Consider the following 20344-nt stretch of genomic DNA (forward strand, 5'->3'; position numbering starts at 1 on the left):
CTATGGCCGGGCAACGCGAAGGAAGAAAGGCGTGAAGGATTGGCCTATCATCAGTGTCTTTCTTGCTGATGAATGACCCTGATGACTGCTAAGACCTTGCTGGCTGAACTTGCCACCAGCGCCATGCTTGAAATCGATGGCCTGCATGCCTTTGAGTTTCACCTCTATGCCCAGAAATTGCTGATCACCGCCATGGACGGCCGTGAGGAAAAACGCTGGGAGTTCAGCACGGCTCAGGTGCAGGCGGCTACTTTCGACACCACCTTGCAAAGCTGGCTCCTTACCGGTGATTCGGGCGAGCACCGCCTGATCTGCATGAGCGGCTTCACCGGCAACAATAACGACGAGGATGAAGCCGATGATGATGCGTAAATTCTGGCCCCTGTTGATGGCCGGCAGTGTCGGTGCGATGTCGGTGCAAGCCGCCCCGGCCGACACCTATGAACTGTTGGTCGGCAGCTACACCGCCGGCAGCAGTGAGGGTATCTACCGCCTGCAATTCGACAGCCGTACCGGCCAGCTCCAGGGCCCGCCGGTGCTGGCGGCCAAGGCGGCCAACCCGTCCTGGCTGACGGTCTCCAAAGACCAGAAGCACCTGTTTGTGGTCAACGAAAATGGCCCGGGCCAGACGGACGCTGTAGGTCGGGTCAGCAGCTACAGCATTGATCCGAAGAGTCATCAGCTCACCCTGATCAACCAGGTGCAGAGCCTGGGCAACGAGCCGACGCACTCCAGCGTCGCCGGGGACGGGCGTTACCTGTTTGTCGCCAACTATTCGGTGCTGGAAGATCCGGGCGGCAGCCTGGCGATCCTGCCGGTGGACGCCACCGGCAAACTGTCGGCGCCGGTGCAGTTGAGCGGGCATCCGGCCAGTCGCGTGAACCCTGAGCGCCAGGCGTCCAACCATGTGCACTCGGTGGTGTCGTCGCCAGATGGCAAGTATGTGTTCGTGCAGGACCTGGGGGCGGACAAGCTGTTTGCCTACCGCTACGATCCCAAGGCCAATCACGAATTGCCACTGACCCCGGCCAATCCGGCCTCGGTGCAATTACCGCCCGGCAGCGGTCCGCGTCACTTGCTGTTCAGCGCCGATGGCAAACACGCCTGGCTGACCACCGAGATGAGCGCGCAGGTCGCGGTGTTCGATTATCACGACGGTAAGCTCACGCAGACACAATTGGTGGAGTTCGCTGCCGGGCAACCGGTTTCCGACAAGGCGGGCGCCGCGCTGCACGCCTCCGGTGATGGCAAATTCCTGTATGTGAGCAACCGTGGCACCGCCAACCAGCTGCTGGTGTTCAGCATCGACCCGGCGACCGCGCACCTCAAGGAAGTCCAGCGCCGCTCCGTGGAAGGTGACCACCCGCGTGAGTTCAGCCTGGACCCGAGCGGCAAGTTCCTGCTGATCGCCAACCAGAAGAGCAATGAAATCGTGGTGGTCGAACGTGACCCCAAGACCGGCCTGCTGGGTAAAACCGTGCAGAAATTACCGATTGATGCCCCTAGCGACCTCAAGTTCCTGGTGCGTCAATAAGCCACAGGCCCCGCACTGCGGGGCCTGAGCCTTTCTATTAATTGTGTTGATAGCGGCTAGTGTTTCAAAGCATTTCTAAGGTTCAACCCTCGGGCGTAAGTTGGGTTCCAAGGCCTTCACCGGCCACCCAACCAAACGCACACAAGGGTTACCGACATGAACTTCAATCTCTTCTCGATCATCGCGGCCTCTGCTGTTTCCGCCACCGTGGCCTTGCCCGCGTCCGCCAGCGTGGACGTCAGCGGCAAGCAATCGAGCACCAGCGCCTACACCCAGAAATACCTGCAACAAAGCGCCAACTTCTATGCGGCCCTGGATCACAAGACTCAGCACTGAACGCCAGGGTGTGCAGGGCTCAAGGTTTTGCCATCACCGTGAGAAACAGCGGCGAGTCCAGAAAACGTTGTAGCCAAACCGCTAGCCGCTGATACGGTGCCCCTGCAAACCACTCCCGATCCACATGAGCAAACTGGCGCACAAACGGCGCCAGTGCCACATCGGCCAGGCTCAAATGGTCGGCCAGCAAGTAGTCGGTCCCCGCCAGCAAGTCCTCAAGCTTCTGCAAAAATACCGCGCCCTCGGCCCGATAATGCTCCATTGGCTGCTCGGGGTAGCGTTCGGCATATTTGTATCGATTCAAATGATGCTTGAACGCTGAATCGTTCTCGGCAATCAACTCCAACACCCTGGCATCGCCCTGCAGCAACCAATCGTCAGGGTCGTTCTGCGCCAGCGCCCATTGCATGATCGCCAGGCTCTCGTCGATGACCTGACCGTCCACACTCAACACCGGCACCGTGCCCTTGGGCGACAGCGCCAGCATCTCTGCCGGCTTGGCTTTCAGGCTCACCTCGATGATCTGCACCGGCACGCCCGAATACCGCAAGGCCAGGCGTGCGCGCATGGCGTACGGGCACCGGCGAAACGAATACAGCAGCGCCTCGCTCACTTGACCTCCAGGGTGCTCAGGCCGTTGCCCTGGCGCTTGACCTGGATCTGCACGGGGATGCGCTCATGCATTTCCTGCACGTGGGAAATCACCGCGACTTTGCGGCCCTGGGCCTGCAAGCCGTCCAGGGCATCCATCGCCAATTGCAGGGACTCCGGGTCGAGGCTGCCGAAGCCTTCGTCGATAAACAGTGACTCGATCTTCAGCGTGCTGGACGCCATCGACGCCAGGCCCAAGGCCAGCGCCAGCGACACCAGGAACGTCTCGCCGCCGGACAAGGAATGCACCGAGCGCAGTTCGTCGCCCATTTCCGTGTCCATCACCAGTAACCCGAGCATGCTGCCACCGCGCTTGAGGCGGTAGCGGCGCACCAGTTGGCGCAGTTGCACGTTGGCGTGATGCACCAGCAGGTCAAGGTTGTAGGCCTGGGCGATCTTGCGGAACGTATCGCCGGTGGCCGAGCCGATCAACGCATTCAAGCGCGCCCAGCGTTGCCACTCTTCATAGGCCTGGGTGATGCGCTCGGCCAGCGCATGGTTGGCATCCTGGCGGCGTTGGTCCTCGGACTGAAGCGCACGCAGTTCAGCCACCTGTTTTTCGCCTTCAGCCAGCTGTTGATTGAGGCTGGCCAGGGCGCTGTCCAATTGCTCGGCATCCAGGTTGCCGTTGTGCGAAGCCTGATGTTCGGCGAGGCGTTGCTCGCGCTCTTGCAGCAGGACCTTGGCTTGTTCGACGGCCTTTTCGCTGGCCTGCAGCTGTTGGCGCAGTGCGCTGACCTGGGCGTCGTCGAACGCCAGAAGCCGTGTCAGGCCAGTGTCATCCAGCTCAGGGTGCAGGGCGCGCCACTGTGCGAGGCGTGTTTCGAGTTCCTGCCGTTCAGCGTCCAGGGTGTGCTGACGTTCCTGGCGGGATTTGAGGTCAGCGGCGAGTTGGATCAGCTCGTTGTGGATGACCTGCAACTGTTGGTTGGCGTCGGTTTCGCTCTGGCGCGACTGCACCACGGCCTGCTCCAGTTGTTGCTGCCACTGTTCAGCGCTGGCGTGCTCGCCCAGCAGTGTACGGAGTGTGTCCTGGGCCACCTGTTGCCGGGCCGCCAGCTCGGTGAATTGCTGGTTCAGCGCATCGAGTTGCTGCTGGCGATGTTGCTGGTGGGTGTGTTCTTTCTCGATGGCCTGCTGGCGCTCCTGTTGCTCGGTCAGTTCATCGTGCTGATGACCCAGTTGCTCAAGGCGCTGGCTCACCTGCTGGTCGAGCAACATAAAGGTCGCGGCCGGTTCGTTGCGCAAGCCTTCGAGGGTGTCGGCCGGCAGCAGGCTGGCGAAGGCCTGGAGTTCTTCATCAAGACGCTCGCGGTCGTTGGACAGCTCGCGCTGCTGGTCCAGCATCAATTGGCGGGCCTGCTGGCTCGCCTCCTGGGCCAGTTGCAGTTGCTGCTGCAGGCGCCCGGCGTTCTGTTGCAGGTTGAGCAGGGCGCCCTGGCGTTGTTCGTCCTGGGCAATGCTCTGCGTCAGTTGGCTTAGTTGCTGGGTCAACCAGTCGCTGCGTTTGGCCGCGTCCTGGTTGAGCAGCGAGGCGGACAACGGGTGAGCTTCAAGGCTCGGCGCAAGGCCCTGTTGCTGGATTGCCAACTGCTCTTGCTGTTGCAGGAATTCCTTCTGCTGGGCAATCAAGCCGCCCACTTCAGCGCGCAATTCGGTGAGTTTTTCCTTGAGCGTGTCGACGGCTTTCTGCGCCGTGGCCTCCTCGTTTTCATCGTGGCGGCCGAGACTGTGCAGCAACGCTTCGGGTTGGTGATAGGGGTGCTCATGGCTGCCGCAGACTGGGCAGGGCTGATCATCTTGCAACTGTTCGCGCAGCTCTTCGACGCTGGCACTGCGCGCCAGGCGCTGGCGTTCCAGCAATTGCCGGGTGACCGTCAACGTCTGCTCGGCGACCGCCAGTTCGGCCTTGGTGTGCAGGCCGGCCTGGTTCAGTTGGTCCCGTTGCTGCGCGGCGTCGGCGAGCTTTTGCGTGAGGGCAGCGGCGTGCTGGTCCAGCTGCTGCTGGCTGTCCCACAGGCGCGTCAGGTCTTCGAAGGCGCGCTGTTGCTTGCGATTGTCTTGCAGCAGGCTGGCCAGCAGTTGCACCTGTTCGGCCACGGCGTGGGGTTCGGCGCCGGCTTCTTGATAGAGCAGGTCGAGGGCTTCGCGTTGCTGGGCAAACGTGTCGGCCGAGGTGGTGGCGCGTTCTTGCAGTTGAGGCAGTTCGGCCTGGCCTTTGTTCAGGCGGTTGCCGATCAGCATCAGCTGTTGCAGGCGGTCGCGGTAGGCGTTCCAGGCTTCGCTCAGGGGGGCGAGGCTGGCACTGCGCTCAAGCTCGGCAGACAAACGTTGCAGGCGCTCGGCAACCTGGGTGTGTTTGTCTTGCAGGCCCTTGAGCAGGGCGTGGCCCTCGGTGCAGGCGGTTTCCTGCTGCTGTTTTTCCTCCGTGCGCTTGGCCAGGTCACGGGTCAAGTGGGCGAGGGTGATTTGCGCTTCGAAGGCCTGGCGCAATAGCGGCGCCGCGTCTGCTTGGTTGCTCAGCGCTTGAGCCAAGGCACTTTGTGCCGTCGCTTGTTGCAGCTGCGCGTGTTGCTGACGGGCGTGCAGGGCGTTTTGCTGCTCGATGTGCTGCTGAATCTGCGCTGCCAGCGGGGTCAGCAACGTGCCGAGTTCAGCCTGTCGTGCAAAGTGATGGCGTTGCGGCGCCAATTGCTCCAGCCGGCTCAGGTCCTGGCGTTGCGGGCCCTGGCTATCCCAGTCGCATTGGGCGCGATGCAACTGTTCGGTGGCACTGAGTTGGCGTTCCTGCCATTCGCGCAGTTCCTTGAGCCAGGTGTGCTGCAATTCCAACTGCTTTAGCTGGGCCTGCTGAGACTTGAAGTGCTGCTGGGCGTCGGCCAGTTGCTGATCCAGCTCGGCGCGGGCTTCGGCGGCCAGGGGTACCACGCCAGTGGCCTGATCCTGCAGCTGCTTGTGCGTGTCCTTGGCGTCCTTGGCCTTGTCGAATGCGCGGCGACCCAGTTGGGTATAGAGCGCGGTATCGGTGAGCTTTTCCAGCAGTTCGCTGCGCTCGTTGTCGTTGGCCTTGAGGAAGGCGCTGAACTCACTCTGGGCCAGCAGTACGGCGCGGGTGAATTGCTCGAAGTTCAGACCCAGGGCCAGTTCCAACTGGGTCTTGTATTCGGTCTTCTGGCTGGCCAGCAGTTGGTCGCTGTCCAGGTCCATCAGGCTTTGCCGGCTGTTCTGCAGCTTGCCGCTGGCTTTGTCGCGGGCGCGATTGGCTTCCCAGCGCGCACGGTAGCGGCGGCCACTGACGCCGACAAAATCCACCTCGGCATAGCCGCCGCCGGTGCCACGACGGATCAGGGTGCGTGGATCGCCGATGGAAATATCGGTGTCGGCATCGGGCATCTTGGCCTGGCCGGTATCGCCCAGGCGCGGCACGGCGCCAAACAGCGCCAGGCACAGTGCATCGAGCAACGTGCTTTTACCGGCGCCGGTCGGCCCGGTGATGGCGAACAGACCCGCACTGGCCAGGGGCTCGGCGGTAAAGTCGATTTCGAACGGGCCCGCCAGGGAGGCGAGGTTTTTCAGGCGGATGGCGAGGATCTTCATGGCTGTTCCTCCTGCTGTTGCACTTCCTGGAGCAGCACGGCGAAGTCCTTCAGGGTCTGTTCATCCACTTCACTGCCGTAGCTGTCCTGCCAGGCGCGGCTGAACAGCTCTTGGGGCGTGAGTTGGTCGAGTTCGATCAAGCGCTCTTCGTCAGTGGCATCGCTACCGCGTTTGCCGGCGTACTCGGCGGCGATGCGCACCAGGCGCACGGCCTTGCCTTGCAGGGCGGTTTCGATCTGTTGGCGCAGGTCCGGTTGCGGTTCGTCGAGGCGTACACGCACTTCCAGCCACGGGTGGCGCTGGGTTTCGGCGAGCAGGTCGATGTCGGGCAGCTCTGCCAACTGCTTGAGGATATCCGCCAGGGGCGCGGCTTCGAGGCGTTGCAGGTCGACCGAGCGGGGAATCAGCAGCGGTTCGACACTCACCAGGCATTGGCCCTGGAAGGTCACATCGAGAATCTGGTGCTTGTAGCCGATTTCGGAGAACGACAAGGGTATCGGTGAGCCGCTGTAGCGAATGCGCTCCTCGCCATTGACCTTTTGCGGCTTGTGCAAATGACCGAGGGCAACGTAGGCGACACTTTTGTCGAACAGTTTGGCGGGCAGTGCCTCGGCATTGCCGATGATCAGGCTGCGTTCGGAGTCTTCCGACACCGAACCACCGGCCATGTGCGCATGGCTAATGGCAATCAGCGCCTGGCCTTTTTTGCGTTTGGCGTTGGCGGCGGCGATCAGCCATTCATGTACCTGGCCGATTCCACGCAGGTAATCGTCACCCAGCTGGGCGCCGGTGACTTCCGCTGGCCGCAGGAAGGGCAGGGCCAGGCACCAGGCGGCGATCTTGCCTTTGGCATCCGGCAGCGGGATCAGCAGCCGGTCGGCATCCAACTGCCCGTCATCCAGCCACAGCACGCGGCCCAGGGCATGGGTGCGCAGGCGCCGCATCAACGGCGCGGGCAACTCGATGCGCGAGCCGGAATCGTGGTTGCCGGCGATCATCACGATGGTCAGGTTGGGGTTTTGTTCATGGGCGCTGATGATGAAGTCATACAGCCGCTCCTGGGCCTTGAGCGGCGGGTTGACCGTGTCGAAGATATCGCCGGCGATCAGCAGCGAATCGGGGCCGTGCAGTTTCAGTTGGCCCAGCAGCCATTCAAGGAAACAGGCGTGTTCGAAGTCGCGTTCCTGGCCGTGCAGGTTTTGGCCCAAGTGCCAGTCGGAGGTATGAAACAGACGCAAGGCGAACTCCGTGGGGAAGAGGAAAAGGAGGGGAGTTTACCTGTATTGCGAACACGCTGCTCCAGACGACGCCGATCCAATGTGGGAGGAGGCTTGCCTCCGATGGCGGTGGGTCAGCCTGCTCTTTTTTGACGGACCCACCGCCATCGGGGGCAAGCGCCCTCCCACAAGGGTTATGCGGTGTGCAGGCTGCCCAGCGCTCGCCACAAGGGGGTTACTTGGGATACAGCGGCGGCAAGCTGGTGGTGTCCGTCGCCGAGTCTTGCACGCGCTCGGTCATGGGGATGGCTTTTATCGCGCGCCACAGGTCTTCGCCCAGCCAGTACTGGCCGCTCTCGCTGTACAGCGCACCGTTCAACCCATCCAGCGCATCCGACAGCGGCACGAAGCGCGCCGCCATGTCCGCCAGGGTTTCCGGCTGCTGCCGCGCCCAGGCATCCAGCGCCTGGCGGGTGGCCTGGGGGTCGTTGGCCTGGGTGGCGCGTTTGAGGTCATCGAGCAGGGTGCGCGGGCTCGGGCCGGTTTGTGCGGCGCGCAGCACCGCCGGTTGCCAGCGCGCACGCCACCACAGGCCGAAGCCCAGCAGGGTGGTGCAGGCCAGGACCAGGGTGCTCAGTTGCCATAGCCACAGACGGCTGTCGTCCGGTGCGGTGATGATGGTTGGCGTGGCAGGCGTGTCCACCATCAGGCTCGGGTTGGCCGCCACTTGCAGGGTGCGGGCGGGCACGCTGGTACGTTCAAGGTGATCCTCATGGGTGTTCCACCACACCACTTCAACAGGTGGCAGTTCCAGCGGGCCGACCCGATTGGGGACCAGGGCTTCGCGGTCTTCGCGGCTGCCAACCAGGCCACGGTCGCTGGTCTGGTTGCCAAGTACCGGTTGGTCCGGGTAGCGGCGCAAGCCATTGATTTCCGTGCTGGGGAGGGCCGGCAGTTGGGCACTGGACAGGCCCTCGGCCTTGACCGTGAGGCTGCGGGTCAGGGAGTCGCCGACTTGCACATGTTCAGGCTCTGGATTCCAGGATTCCGTCAGGGTCAGGCTGCGCGCCGGCAACCAGGGCGTATCGGCGGGATACAACTCGGGCTTGGGTTTGACCTGCAACGCCAACGGCGCCGAACTCACGTGGATCAGCTTGCCCGGCTTGGTGCCTTGCAGGGTATTGTCCTGGGGCGGGCGCGACTCCACCAACGTGGCGCTGAAGGTCTGCGTTGGCAGTTCCAGGGCGCCGCTGTGTTGCGGGTAGATCGCGTAGCGGGTTTCGATCACTCCGTGGCGGATGCTGTTGATGACCTTTTCATAGGTGCGCGACTCGCCCAATTGCTCCACGCGAGCATCCGGGATCTGCAACGGGGTGAGGCTGCTGTCGTCATACAGCGACACCGAGTGGTACACGCGCACCGTCAACAGGGCCTGTGCCTGCACGTACACGCTGGATTGATCGAGGCTGGCTTCGACAAACACCGGCGCCAGCTCGGCGTTGCTGTTCTGGCTGGCGGTTTCCAGCACTTGCAGGCTGATCGGCTGGGTCGAGTACTCGCCCACTTGCAACGGCGGGATCACTACGGTGCCGTTTTCCTTGGGCAGCAGGGTGATGATCCAGCGCGTGGTGGCGTGGTTGTCGCCGCCCAGGGTGGTGAGCTGGTTGAGCTGGCGGGTGCCGCTGACTTCGAACTGTGCATCCAGTGGCGACAGGTCGGGTTTGCCGAACTGGGTGACGTCGCTGGACTCCACCGTCAGCTCCACCGTTTCCCCGGAATTGAGGCGGCTGCGGTCGACACTGGCCACCAGGTTCGCCGCCTGGGCGTGGCCTGCCGTCAACGCCAGCAGAAGCAGAAGGGGGGTGCGGCGGCTCATCGAGTCTTGTCCTGATGTTGTTGCTGTTCGTACCAGAATTTGCGTCGCAGCAGTTCGCCGGGGTTGTCCGGGATCTCCCGCAGCCATTGTTCCAGGGCTTGGCGGTGTTCATCGTCGAGGCTGGCGTCGGCGGGGCGCAGCGGCGGGGTAGTGGTTTGCTCGTCGCCCAGTTCGCTGCCCGGTACTTCGTTGCCGCCGGCTTGGGGTGTGGCGCCGGTCTGGGTGTCACCGCTGCCGGCTTCGCCCTGGCCCTGGGACGACTGCTCGCCGCCCGTGGCAGTTTGCCCACTGGCGCCCTGTTGCGCAGTTTGGCCGGGTTGGGTGGTTTCGTCATCCTCGTTTTTTGCCGGCTGTTCGGGCTCGGGCGCTGCCTGCTCCTGCATCAGGGCTTCCACCAGGGCCTTGTTTTTCAGGGCTGGTTGCAGGTCGGGCTGGGCTTCCAGGGCTTGCTCGTAGGCGTCGACAGCCGCTTCGAGTGCGCCGGATCTGGCCAAGGCATTACCGCGATTGTAGTGAGCGTAGGCGTCATTGCCTTCGGCAAAGCGCTTGATGGCTTCGGCATAGTTGCCGGCTTCGTACAAGGCAACGCCTTGCCATTGCACATCCTGGAAGTGTTCGGCGGCTTCGGCGGGACGTTTTTTCTTGAGCAGGTATTGGCCTTGCTGGTCTGGGCGCAGCCACAAATCCTGGAGTTCGAAGGCGTAGCTGGGCTGGGGGGCGGCCATCAGCAGCAAGGGCAGGCAAAACAACCAGCCACGGCGCCCGGCGCAGGCGGCGAGCAGCAACAGCGGCAAGAGCAGCCAGTAACCCTGGTCGGCCCAGGTGTCGAGGTGCAGCAGCTGGCCGTCGTTACGCAGGGCTTGCGGCGGGTCGAGTACGCCGAGCTGGCGCAGGTCTTTATCGTCCAGGCGCGCGGCACGGTAACGCCCGCCCATCTCGTTGGCGAAGGCTTTGAGCGTGGGGCTGTCGAGGCGTGGCACCAGAATCGCGCCTTGTTCGTCCTTGAGAAATTCACCGCTTTCCTGGGTGACGGGCGTGCCTTCGCGGCTGCCGATGCCGAGGATCGACAGGGGCGGCGACTGGTTGCTTTGCAGCAACAGGCGAATGCCCTGGCGCTCCTGCTTGGACAGCGATGAGCCGATCAGCAGCAGGCGTCCTTGGCCGAGGCCGCTGTGCTTGAGCAGGTCCAGGGCTTTGTGCACCGCCAGGTCAGCGCGGTGGCCGGTCTCGGGCATGATCGAGGGACGCAGCGCTTCGAGCAGGTTGCGGCTGGTGCCCAGGTCGTCCGACAGTGGCACCAGCGTGTGGGCGCTGCCGGCATACACCACGATGGCGGTTTGCGCATCGGTGCGCGCCTGCAACAAGTCATACAGCTTGCGGCGGGCTTGCTCCAGACGATTGGGCGGGCTGTCGGTGGCGAGCATTTCCGGGGTCAGCTCCAGCAGCACCACCAGCGGGTCGGAGGGCTTCTGGCTGGTTTGTTCGACCCGTTGCCAACTGGGGCCGAGCAAGGCCAGCACGGCCAATAGCCAGGCGATACCGAGCACCACCCACGGTGATTTGCTTTCGCGGCCGCTGCCACCGCTGAGCAGCACGGCATGAAAGGCCGGCGGCAGGATCATCTGCCAACGCCCGGCGCGTTTTTGCCGGTGCCACAACTGCCATAGCAACCAGCCGAGCAGCGGCAACAGCAACAGCCACCAGGGGCGGAACCAGTGCGGCCAGAGGTCGATCATCGGCGCCTCCGCAAACGCAGGCGTTTAAGGCGTTGGCGCCACTCAGGACTTTGTTGCAGAAAGATCCCCTTGCTCGACACTTTGCTGAACCAGCGTTGCAGGGCGTTGTTCGGCCAGCGTTCCTGGATCACCAGCAACAGGCTCAGGATCAGCGCCAGGGCCAGGGGGCCGCTGTACAACGCCTGGGCCGGGCGGGCCTGGGTCGGTTGTTGCTCGACGGGTTCGAGTCGGTCGAGGGTTGCCTTGATGGTTTGCAGCTCTTCGCCATCGCGGGCGCGGAAGTATTGCCCGCCGGTTGCTTCGGCAATGGCCCTGAGAGCCGGTTCATCGAGGTCCAGGCTCGGGTTGACGCCGAGGATGCCCAGGGAACCGGTTTGCTCGGGGTCGGCGCCGATGCCGATCGGGTAGATTTTCACACCTTCTTCGGCGGCCAGGCGTGCGGCGGTCAGCGGATCGATCTGCCCGGCGTTGTTGGCGCCGTCGGTGACCAGGATCAGTACGCGGCTTTGCGCCGGGCGCTGGCGCAGGCGTTTTAGGGCCAGGCCGATGGCATCGCCGATGGCAGTGTTTTTGCCGGCGATGCCGATGCGTGCTTCATCCAGCCAGGTGCGCACGGTGCGGCGGTCGAAGGTCAGCGGCGCTTGCAGGTACGCCTGGCTGCCGAACAGGATCAGGCCTACGCGGTCACCTTCGCGGTGTTCAAGGAAATCACCCAATAGGTTTTTGACCAGGGACAGGCGACTTACGTCCTCGTCCTGCCACTGCATATCGGGGAAATCCATGGAGCCGGACACGTCGACTGCCACCAGTAGATCGCGGCCGCTGGCGGCAATCGGCAGCGGTTCACCGAGCCATTCCGGGCGTGCGGCGGCGGTTAGCAGCAGCAGCCACAGCACCACGAAGGGGGCCTGCTGGCGCCAGCCCGGTAAGTTGACGCGGGCGCGGCGCCTGGCCAGGCCTTCGAGGTCACCGAGGTAGCTGACTTTAAGCGCGGGTTCGCCGCTGTCGGCCGCTGGCAGGACCAGCCGCATCAACCAGGGCAGCGGCAACAGGACGAAGATCCACGGCCAGGCGAACTCAAACATGTTTGCGAATCCAGGTGTCGACGGCTTGAGTCAGGCCGGCGATGGCTTTGTCGTCGAGTTTGCATTCGGGTTTGTAGGCGCCTTCCACCAGCACCATCCAGCGGGTGAGGCCGGCAGCCGGGCAGCGGTTGTCGAGGAATGCCAGCCATTTGCGCCCGTTGAGGGTGTGGCTCTGGCTGTAAGGGTAGTCGTTGCGGCACAGGCGCTTGAGCAAGCCATTGAGTTGTTGCAACCAGGCACCGGCGGGCGCGCCGTCGTAGGGTTTGGGCATCAGCGCCAATTCGGCCAGGGCGGCGATGCGCAACGGGTCCAAGGGTTGTTCGGCGCGTGCGACCGGGCGGCGGGCAGGCAGGAAGCGGCGCAGGGACCAAAGCCCCCACCCCAGCAACGGGATCACCAGCAGCACCAGCCACCAGCCCGGCGCAGGCGGCCAGAAGCCGATACTCGGCGGGGCGATCAGCGGTTGCAGTTGGTCGAGGCTGCTCATTGTTTTTTGGCCGGGCGTTGCGGGTTGAGGTATTCGCGCAGTTGCTCGACCATTTCGCTCTGGGTGCTCAAGGGCATCAGCAGGACCCGCAGTTTTTGCGCGAGACGTTCCCAGCGGGCGATGCGTGCTTCGGCCTGGGCCTTGTAGGCCTGGCGCAAGTCGTAGTTCAGCGTGTCGAGTTCCAGTTGCGCGCCTCGCTGCGCGAAACGCAGCAGCCCGGCGGCGGGCAGGGCGTGGTCCAGCGGATCGGAGATCGGCAACAGCAGCAGATCACAATGGCGTGACAGCAGGCTCAGTTGTTGCTCGGCGCCGTCGGTGAGGGCACGTTCATCGCAAATCACAATCACCAGGCTGCCAGGGCGCAGCACTTCGCGGCCACGGCGCAGGGCCATGCCCAGGGCGTCGGCTTCGGGACGGCTTTCGGTGTCCAGGCTCTGGTTGACGCGCACCAGGCGGTTAAGCAGTTGCAGCAGGCTTTGCTTGCTGCGCCGGGGTTTGATTTCGTAGTGCTCGTTGTCGCCGAACACCAGGCCGCCGACGCGATCGTTGTGCCCCAGGGCCGCCCAGCCGATCAGGCTCGCCGCCTGCGCCGCCAGCACCGACTTGAACATCTGCCCCGAGCCGAAAAACAGCCGGCAGCTTTGCTCGACCATGATGAAAATCGGCCGTTCGCGCTCTTCGTGGAACAGCTTGGTGTGCGGCTCCTGGGTGCGTGCGGTGACGCGCCAGTCGATGGTGCGCACGTCGTCTCCGGCCTGGTACACACGCACCTGGTCGAAGTCGACGCCGCGCCCGCGCAGCTTGGAGTGGTGCAGGCCGATCAGCGGGCTGCGCTGGCTCGGCGTGGAAAACAGCTGCACTTCGCGCACGCGGTGGCGCATCTCAATCAATTCGCTGAGCGTGACGCGGATCCCATCGCTGGCATTCATCGACTTCAAGCGACGGCAACGACGTCAAGAATGCGTTGCACCACGCGGTCCTGGTCAATCCCGGCCGCTTCGGCCTCGAACGACAGAATGATGCGGTGGCGCAGCACGTCGAACAGCACGGCCTGAATATCCTCTGGGCTCACAAAGTCGCGTCCGGCCAGCCAGGCGTGGGCACGGGCGCAGCGGTCGAGGGCGATGGAGCCACGTGGGCTGGCGCCGTAGGCAATCCACTCGGCCATCTCCGGGTCGAACTTGGCCGGGGTGCGAGTGGCCATGACCAGTTGCACCAGGTATTCCTCCACCGCATCGGCCATGTACAGGCCGAGGATTTCCTTGCGCGCGGCGAAGATTGCCTGCTGGCTGACGCGGCGCTCGGGCTTGGTTTCGCCGTTGAGGGCTTCGCCACGGGCCTGTTGCAGGATACGGCGCTCGACGGCCGCATCGGGAAAGCCGATCTTGACGTGCATCAGGAACCGGTCGAGCTGGGCTTCGGGCAGCGGGTAGGTGCCTTCCTGTTCGATGGGGTTTTGCGTGGCCATCACCAAAAACAGCGGCGACAGCTCGTAGGTGCTGCGCCCGACGCTGACCTGGCGCTCGGCCATGGCCTCAAGCAGCGCCGACTGAACCTTGGCCGGGGCACGGTTGATTTCGTCCGCCAGCACCAGGTTGTGGAAGATCGGCCCTTGCTGGAACACGAAGCTGCCGGTTTCCGGGCGATAGATCTCGGTGCCGGTGATGTCGGCGGGCAACAGGTCGGGGGTGAACTGGATGCGATGGAACTGCGCTTCGATCCCTTCGGCCAACTCTTTGATGGCCTTGGTCTTGGCCAGTCCCGGTGCGCCTTCCACCAGCATATGGCCGTCGGCGAGCAGGGCGATCAGCAGGCGATCGATGAGTTTTTCCTGGCCGAGAATCTGCGTAGAAAGAAAGGTTCGCAGCGCAAGCAGCGCTTCACGATGTTCCATCGATGACGGTTCCTGGAGAGAAGGGCCTGTGCGTGTGGAAACTGCCAAGGCCTGGGGCGTCTACTTTAATGCATCGCGGGGGGTGGCGACTAACGGCGTTACGGGTATTTTTGGCAAAACTTGTAGGAATTTTGTTTTGGAACAGGGTCAATGTGGGAGGCGGCAAGCCCCCTCGCACATTTGAATTTTGGTGCTCTCAAGTTCGGTTGAAGGTGCCTGTGCCCTTGAGGATGTTCTGCAGGGTTTGTTCCAGCTCGGCCATGTCCGACGCGGCGGTGGCGTGGGTGATCTGCAGTTGGTCCTTGCCGCCCAGCGCATCGGCATCGCCTGCCGCCAGCTCTACCAACAGGGTCGTGTCGCCCAACGTGACCTTCAGCCCGTCCAGGGTCGACGGCTCATAATCCCAGGTCAGCTCGACTTCGTCTTCATCCGGATAGCGGGTCAACATGAACATTTCGCCGGTCGTGCCGTGGCAGCAGAGCATGGCCATGTTGTCTTCTTCGTCGTCGCAGGGAGTGGCCACCAGGGCGTCGGTTTTCAGTTGCAGCATGGGGAATCCTGTCTGGGAGAGGGCGTTGCAAGGGGCGATTGTGCCATTGCGGCGAATTTTCTGCTGCATCCTGTGTCACACATGCGTTATGACCTGACGGGCAAAACCAGTCATTTTCGGCACTCGCAGCTTTGAAAATTGCGTTTTTCAACGGGTGGGAATGTGGGGTTGCACTCGTCGCAACCCGAACCCTGCTTACTGATGACCGAATATGTCGCAGCATTGCAAGAGCAGTCCTCCTACACTCGTTAAGCTGCGCAACGGATGCGCATGTTCCAGGCGCCTGACCTGCCCGTCGTACCGTCACCCGGCAAGGTGTGCATCTTATGGAAGTTGTATGTGACCTGACTGTCTTGTCCAGCTTCACCCACCTGTCACTCTGAATTCGTTATGGTGTTTGAGTAATGACCTGCGAATCCAGGTGACGGTCTCCCCGCAAGGGGATAACACGCGACGCTTCCATCAATAACAAGCCCAAGCGGAGTACCACAGATGGCGTTCTTCACCGCAGCCAGCAAGGCCGACTTCCAGCATCAACTGCAAGCGGCACTGGCGCAGCACATCAGTGAACAGGCACTGCCACAAGTGGCGCTGTTCGCTGAACAATTCTTCGGCATCATTTCCCTGGACGAACTGACCCAGCGTCGCCTTTCCGACCTGGCCGGTTGCACCCTGTCTGCCTGGCGCCTGCTTGAGCGCTTTGATCACACCCAACCGCAAGTGCGGGTCTATAACCCCGATTACGAACGTCATGGCTGGCAGTCGACCCACACCGCGGTCGAAGTGCTGCACCATGACCTGCCGTTCCTGGTGGACTCGGTGCGTACCGAGCTGAACCGTCGCGGCTACAGCATCCACACCCTGCAAACCACCGTGCTCAGCGTGCGCCGTGGGAACAAAGGCGAGTTGCTGGAAATCCTGCCAAAAGGCACCCAGGGCGAAGGCGTCGAGCAAGAATCGCTGATGTACCTGGAAATCGACCGCTGCGCCAACGCCGCCGAACTGAGCGTGTTGAGCAAAGAGCTTGAGCAGGTGCTGGGCGAAGTGCGGGTGGCCGTAGCCGATTTCGAACCGATGAAAGCCAAGGTCCAGGACCTGCTGGCCGGCATCGACGCCAGCCAGTTCAGCATCGACGGCGAAGAAAAAGCCGAGATCAAGAACTTCCTGGAATGGCTGGTGGGCAACCACTTCACCTTCCTGGGCTACGAAGAATTCGTGGTACGTGACGAGGCGGATGGCGGGCATATCGAATATGACGCCAGCTCGTTCCTCGGTCTGACCAAGCTGCTGCGCGCCGGCCTCACCGCCGACGACCTGCGCATCGAAGACTACGCCGTGTCCTACCTGCGTGAACCGACCGTGCTGTCGTTCGCCAAGGCCGCGCACCCGAGCCGCGTACACCGCCCGGCTTACCCGGACTACGTGTCGATCCGCGAGATCGATGCCGACGGCAAGGTGATCAAGGAACACCGCTTCATGGGCCTGTACACCTCTTCGGTGTATGGCGAAAGCGTGCGCGTCATCCCGTACATCCGTCGCAAAGTGGCCGAGATCGAACGCCGCTCGGGCTTCCAGGCCAAGGCGCACCTGGGCAAGGAACTGGCCCAGGTCGTTGAAGTACTGCCCCGTGACGACCTGTTCCAGACCCCGGTCGACGAGCTCTTCAGCACCGTGATGTCCATCGTGCAGATCCAGGAACGTAACAAGATCCGCGTCTTCCTGCGCAAAGACCCGTACGGTCGTTTCTGCTACTGCCTGGCCTACGTGCCGCGTGACATCTATTCCACCGAAGTGCGCCAGAAGATCCAGCAAGTGCTGATGGATCGCCTGAAAGCCTCGGATTGCGAGTTCTGGACTTTCTTCTCCGAATCCGTGCTGGCGCGCGTGCAGCTGATTCTGCGGGTAGACCCGAAGAACCGCCTCGACATCGACCCGCTGCAACTGGAAAAAGAAGTGGTGCAGGCCTGCCGCAGCTGGCAGGACGACTACTCCAGCCTGGTAGTGGAAAGCTTCGGCGAAGCCCACGGCACCAACGTGCTGGCAGACTTCCCGAAAGGCTTCCCGGCCGGCTACCGCGAGCGTTTCGCGGCGCATTCGGCCGTGGTCGACATGCAGCACCTGCTCAGCCTGACCGAAGCCAACCCGCTGGTGATGAGCTTCTATCAGCCGCTGGGCCAGGTCTCCGGCCAACGCGAGCTGCATTGCAAGCTCTACCACGCCGACACCCCGCTGGCGCTGTCCGACGTGCTGCCGATCCTGGAAAACCTCGGCCTGCGCGTGCTGGGTGAGTTCCCGTACCGCCTGCGTCACGCCAATGGCCGTGAGTTCTGGATCCATGACTTCGCGTTCATCGCCGCCGAAGGCGTGAACCTGGATATCCAGCAGCTCAACGACACCCTGCAGGACGCGTTCGTGCACATCGTCCACGGCGATGCAGAAAACGATGCGTTCAACCGCCTGGTCCTGACCGCCGGCCTGCCATGGCGCGACGTCGCGCTGCTGCGTGCCTACGCCCGTTACCTGAAGCAGATCCGCCTGGGCTTTGACCTGGGTTACATCGCCAGCACCCTGAACAACCACACCGACATCGCCCGCGAGTTGACCCGGTTGTTCAAGACGCGCTTCTACCTGGCACGCAAGCTCACCGCCGACGACCTGGAAGACAAGCAGCTGCGCCTGGAACAAGCGATCCTCAGCGCCCTGGACGATGTTCAGGTGCTCAACGAAGACCGCATCCTGCGTCGCTACCTGGACCTGATCAAGGCCACCCTGCGTACCAACTTCTACCAGACCGACGCCAACGGCCAGAACAAGTCGTACTTCAGCTTCAAGTTCGACCCGCGTGCGATCCCTGAGCTGCCCAAGCCGGTGCCGAAGTTTGAAATCTTCGTCTACTCGCCACGGGTTGAAGGCGTGCACCTGCGCTTTGGCAACGTTGCGCGTGGCGGCCTGCGCTGGTCCGACCGTGAAGAAGACTTCCGTACCGAAGTGCTCGGCCTGGTAAAAGCCCAGCAGGTGAAGAACTCGGTGATCGTGCCGGTGGGCGCCAAAGGCGGCTTCCTGCCGCGTCGCCTGCCACTGGGCGGCAGCCGTGACGAGATCGCGGCCGAGGGCATCGCCTGCTACCGCATCTTCATTTCGGGCCTGTTGGACATCACCGACAACCTCAAGGACGGCGCGCTGGTGCCGCCGTTGAATGTGGTACGTCATGACGACGATGACCCGTATCTGGTGGTGGCAGCGGACAAGGGCACTGCGACCTTCTCCGACATCGCCAACGGCATTGCCATCGACTACGGCTTCTGGCTGGGCGATGCGTTCGCTTCCGGTGGTTCGGCCGGTTACGACCACAAGAAAATGGGCATCACTGCCAAGGGCGCGTGGGTCGGCGTGCAGCGTCACTTCCGTGAGCGCGGCATCAATGTGCAGGAAGACAGCATCACTGTGGTGGGCGTCGGCGATATGGCCGGTGACGTGTTCGGTAACGGCCTGTTGATGTCCGACAAGCTGCAACTGGTCGCCGCCTTCAACCACCTGCACATCTTCATCGATCCAAACCCGAACCCGGCGACCAGCTTCGTCGAGCGTCAGCGCATGTTCGAGCTGCCGCGTTCGGCCTGGACCGACTACGACACCAGCATCATGTCCGAAGGCGGCGGCATCTTCTCGCGCAGCGCGAAGAGCATTGCCATCTCGCCACAGATGAAAGAACGCTTCGACATCTCGGCCGACAAGCTGACCCCGACCGAACTGCTGAACGCCTTGCTCAAGGCGCCGGTGGACCTGTTGTGGAACGGTGGTATCGGTACGTACGTCAAGGCCAGCACCGAAAGCCATGCCGACGTGGGCGACAAGGCCAACGACGCGCTGCGTGTCAACGGCAACGAACTGCGCTGCAAGGTGGTGGGCGAGGGCGGTAACCTCGGCATGACCCAGCTGGGTCGTGTGGAATTCGGCCTCAATGGCGGCGGTTCCAACACCGACTTCATCGACAACGCCGGTGGCGTGGACTGCTCCGACCACGAAGTGAACATCAAGATCCTGCTCAACGAAGTGGTGCAAGCCGGTGACATGACCGACAAGCAACGCAACCAGTTGCTGGCGAGCATGACCGACGAAGTCGGCAGCCTGGTGTTGGGCAACAACTACAAGCAGACGCAGGCTCTGTCCCTGGCCGCCCGCAAGGCTTATGAGCGAGCAGCCGAGTACAAGCGCCTGATGAGCGACCTGGAAGGCCGTGGCAAGCTGGACCGCGCCATCGAGTACCTGCCGACCGAGGAGCAGCTCATCGAGCGCGCCGCCAACGGCAAGGGCCTGACCCGTCCGGAACTGTCGGTACTGATCTCGTACAGCAAGATCGACCTCAAGGAAGCGTTGCTCAAGTCCCAGGTGCCGGATGACGAGTACCTGACCCGTGACATGGAGACCGCGTTCCCTCCGAGCCTGGTGGCCAAGTTCGGCGAAGCCATGCGTCGCCACCGCCTCAAGCGTGAGATTGTCAGCACCCAGATCGCCAACGACCTGGTCAACCACATGGGCATCACTTTCGTTCAACGACTCAAAGAGTCGACCGGCATGAGCCCGGCGAACGTGGCCGGCGCCTACGTGATCGTGCGTGACATTTTCCACCTCCCGCACTGGTTCCGTCAGATCGAAGCCCTGGACCACCAGGTTAGCGCTGACGTGCAATTGCAGTTGATGGACGAGCTGATGCGCCTGGGCCGTCGCGCTACGCGTTGGTTCCTGCGCAGCCGTCGCAACGAACAGGACGCCGGGCGTGATACCGCGCACTTCGGTCCGCACCTGGCAGCGTTGGGCCTCAAGCTCGACGAACTGCTGGAAGGCCCGACCCGCGAAGGTTGGCAGAACCGTTATCAGGCTTACACCGAAGCGGGCGTGCCGGAGTTGTTGGCGCGCATGGTTGCAGGTACGACTCACCTGTATACCTTGCTGCCAATCATCGAAGCCGCTGACGTGACCGGGCATGACGCCGCTGAAGTGGCCAAGGCCTACTTTGCCGTTGGCAGCGCCCTGGACTTGCCATGGTACCTGCAGCAGATCAGTGATCTGCCGGTTGCCAACAATTGGCAGGCCCAGGCCCGCGAAGCCTTCCGCGACGACGTGGACTGGCAGCAACGGGCGATCACCATTTCTGTCCTGCAAATGGCCGACGCGCCACAAGACATGGAAGCCCGTGTGGCCCTGTGGCTTGAGCAGCACAAGGACATGGCCGATCGCTGGGTCGCCATGATGGTGGAAATTCGTGCTGCGGTCGGCACGGACTACGCCATGTACGCGGTGGCCAACCGTGAGTTGCTGGACTTGGCGTTGAGCGGTCAGTCGGTGCTGCAACTGGCTTGATTTAGCGGCTAGAACAAAAG

14 protein-coding genes are annotated in these 20344 nt (G+C 62.9%); 4 read left to right on the plus strand and 10 right to left on the minus strand.

All coding sequences use genetic code 11. The annotated features are described in order from the left end of the window. Positions 1 to 81 precede the first annotated feature (81 nt). From NDJ82_RS06465 to NDJ82_RS06475, 3 genes are all read left to right on the plus strand, one after another. Positions 82 to 372 (plus strand): DUF5629 family protein, encoded by a 291-nt coding sequence (locus NDJ82_RS06465; RefSeq protein WP_250925134.1) that lies wholly within the window; start codon positions 82 to 84, stop codon positions 370 to 372. Beyond that, entirely contained in the window at positions 359 to 1534 is a 1176-nt protein-coding gene (locus NDJ82_RS06470; protein ID WP_158877710.1) for a lactonase family protein, read from the plus strand. Before NDJ82_RS06465 ends, NDJ82_RS06470 begins: the two co-directional genes overlap by 14 nt. Before the next feature lie 156 nt (positions 1535 to 1690). Then, on the plus strand, positions 1691 to 1870 hold the full coding sequence (locus NDJ82_RS06475) for a hypothetical protein (protein ID WP_099583244.1): 180 nt from the start codon (positions 1691 to 1693) through the stop codon (positions 1868 to 1870). Between the two features lie 19 nt (positions 1871 to 1889). On the opposite strand, the gene NDJ82_RS06480 is transcribed toward NDJ82_RS06475, so the two are convergent. The 10 genes from NDJ82_RS06480 to NDJ82_RS06525 form a co-directional block, all read right to left on the minus strand. Next, positions 1890 to 2483: a glutathione S-transferase gene (locus NDJ82_RS06480; protein ID WP_250925135.1), complete on the minus strand. Its 594-nt coding sequence runs from the start codon at positions 2481 to 2483 to the stop codon at positions 1890 to 1892. Further along, a complete protein-coding gene (locus NDJ82_RS06485; RefSeq protein WP_250925136.1) occupies positions 2480 to 6118 on the minus strand; it encodes an AAA family ATPase in 3639 nt (1212 codons plus the stop codon). Before NDJ82_RS06485 ends, NDJ82_RS06480 begins: the two co-directional genes overlap by 4 nt. Continuing rightward, a complete protein-coding gene (locus NDJ82_RS06490; protein ID WP_191958981.1) occupies positions 6115 to 7356 on the minus strand; it encodes an exonuclease SbcCD subunit D C-terminal domain-containing protein in 1242 nt (413 codons plus the stop codon). The genes NDJ82_RS06485 and NDJ82_RS06490 overlap by 4 nt, the downstream gene beginning before the upstream one ends. A 214-nt stretch (positions 7357 to 7570) precedes the next feature. Further along, the gene (locus NDJ82_RS06495) at positions 7571 to 9211 is read right to left on the minus strand and encodes a BatD family protein (protein ID WP_099585383.1); all 1641 of its coding nucleotides are present in this window, start codon (positions 9209 to 9211) and stop codon (positions 7571 to 7573) included. Then, on the minus strand, positions 9208 to 10947 hold the full coding sequence (locus tag NDJ82_RS06500; RefSeq protein WP_250925137.1) for a tetratricopeptide repeat protein: 1740 nt from the start codon (positions 10945 to 10947) through the stop codon (positions 9208 to 9210). The genes NDJ82_RS06495 and NDJ82_RS06500 overlap by 4 nt, the downstream gene beginning before the upstream one ends. Further along, on the minus strand, positions 10944 to 12032 hold the full coding sequence (locus NDJ82_RS06505) for a vWA domain-containing protein (protein ID WP_099585381.1): 1089 nt from the start codon (positions 12030 to 12032) through the stop codon (positions 10944 to 10946). The genes NDJ82_RS06500 and NDJ82_RS06505 overlap by 4 nt, the downstream gene beginning before the upstream one ends. Then, the gene (locus NDJ82_RS06510; protein WP_099585380.1) at positions 12025 to 12519 is read right to left on the minus strand and encodes a DUF4381 domain-containing protein; all 495 of its coding nucleotides are present in this window, start codon (positions 12517 to 12519) and stop codon (positions 12025 to 12027) included. The genes NDJ82_RS06505 and NDJ82_RS06510 overlap by 8 nt, the downstream gene beginning before the upstream one ends. Then, entirely contained in the window at positions 12516 to 13448 is a 933-nt protein-coding gene (locus NDJ82_RS06515; RefSeq protein WP_099585379.1) for a DUF58 domain-containing protein, read from the minus strand. Before NDJ82_RS06515 ends, NDJ82_RS06510 begins: the two co-directional genes overlap by 4 nt. A 5-nt stretch (positions 13449 to 13453) precedes the next feature. Further along, a complete protein-coding gene (locus NDJ82_RS06520) occupies positions 13454 to 14413 on the minus strand; it encodes an AAA family ATPase (protein ID WP_017739127.1) in 960 nt (319 codons plus the stop codon). Positions 14414 to 14609: 196 nt separating this feature from the next. Continuing rightward, entirely contained in the window at positions 14610 to 14963 is a 354-nt protein-coding gene (locus NDJ82_RS06525) for a hypothetical protein (RefSeq protein ID WP_250925138.1), read from the minus strand. A 492-nt stretch (positions 14964 to 15455) separates the two neighbouring features. On the opposite strand from NDJ82_RS06525, the gene NDJ82_RS06530 reads away from it, so the two are divergent. Beyond that, positions 15456 to 20324, plus strand: coding sequence for an NAD-glutamate dehydrogenase (locus NDJ82_RS06530; protein ID WP_250925139.1), 4869 nt, complete (start codon positions 15456 to 15458; stop codon positions 20322 to 20324). Positions 20325 to 20344 lie beyond the last annotated feature (20 nt).

Origin of the sequence: Pseudomonas sp. SR18, assembly GCF_023701505.1 — a bacterium.
Lineage (GTDB): Bacteria > Pseudomonadota > Gammaproteobacteria > Pseudomonadales > Pseudomonadaceae > Aquipseudomonas > Aquipseudomonas cyclaminis.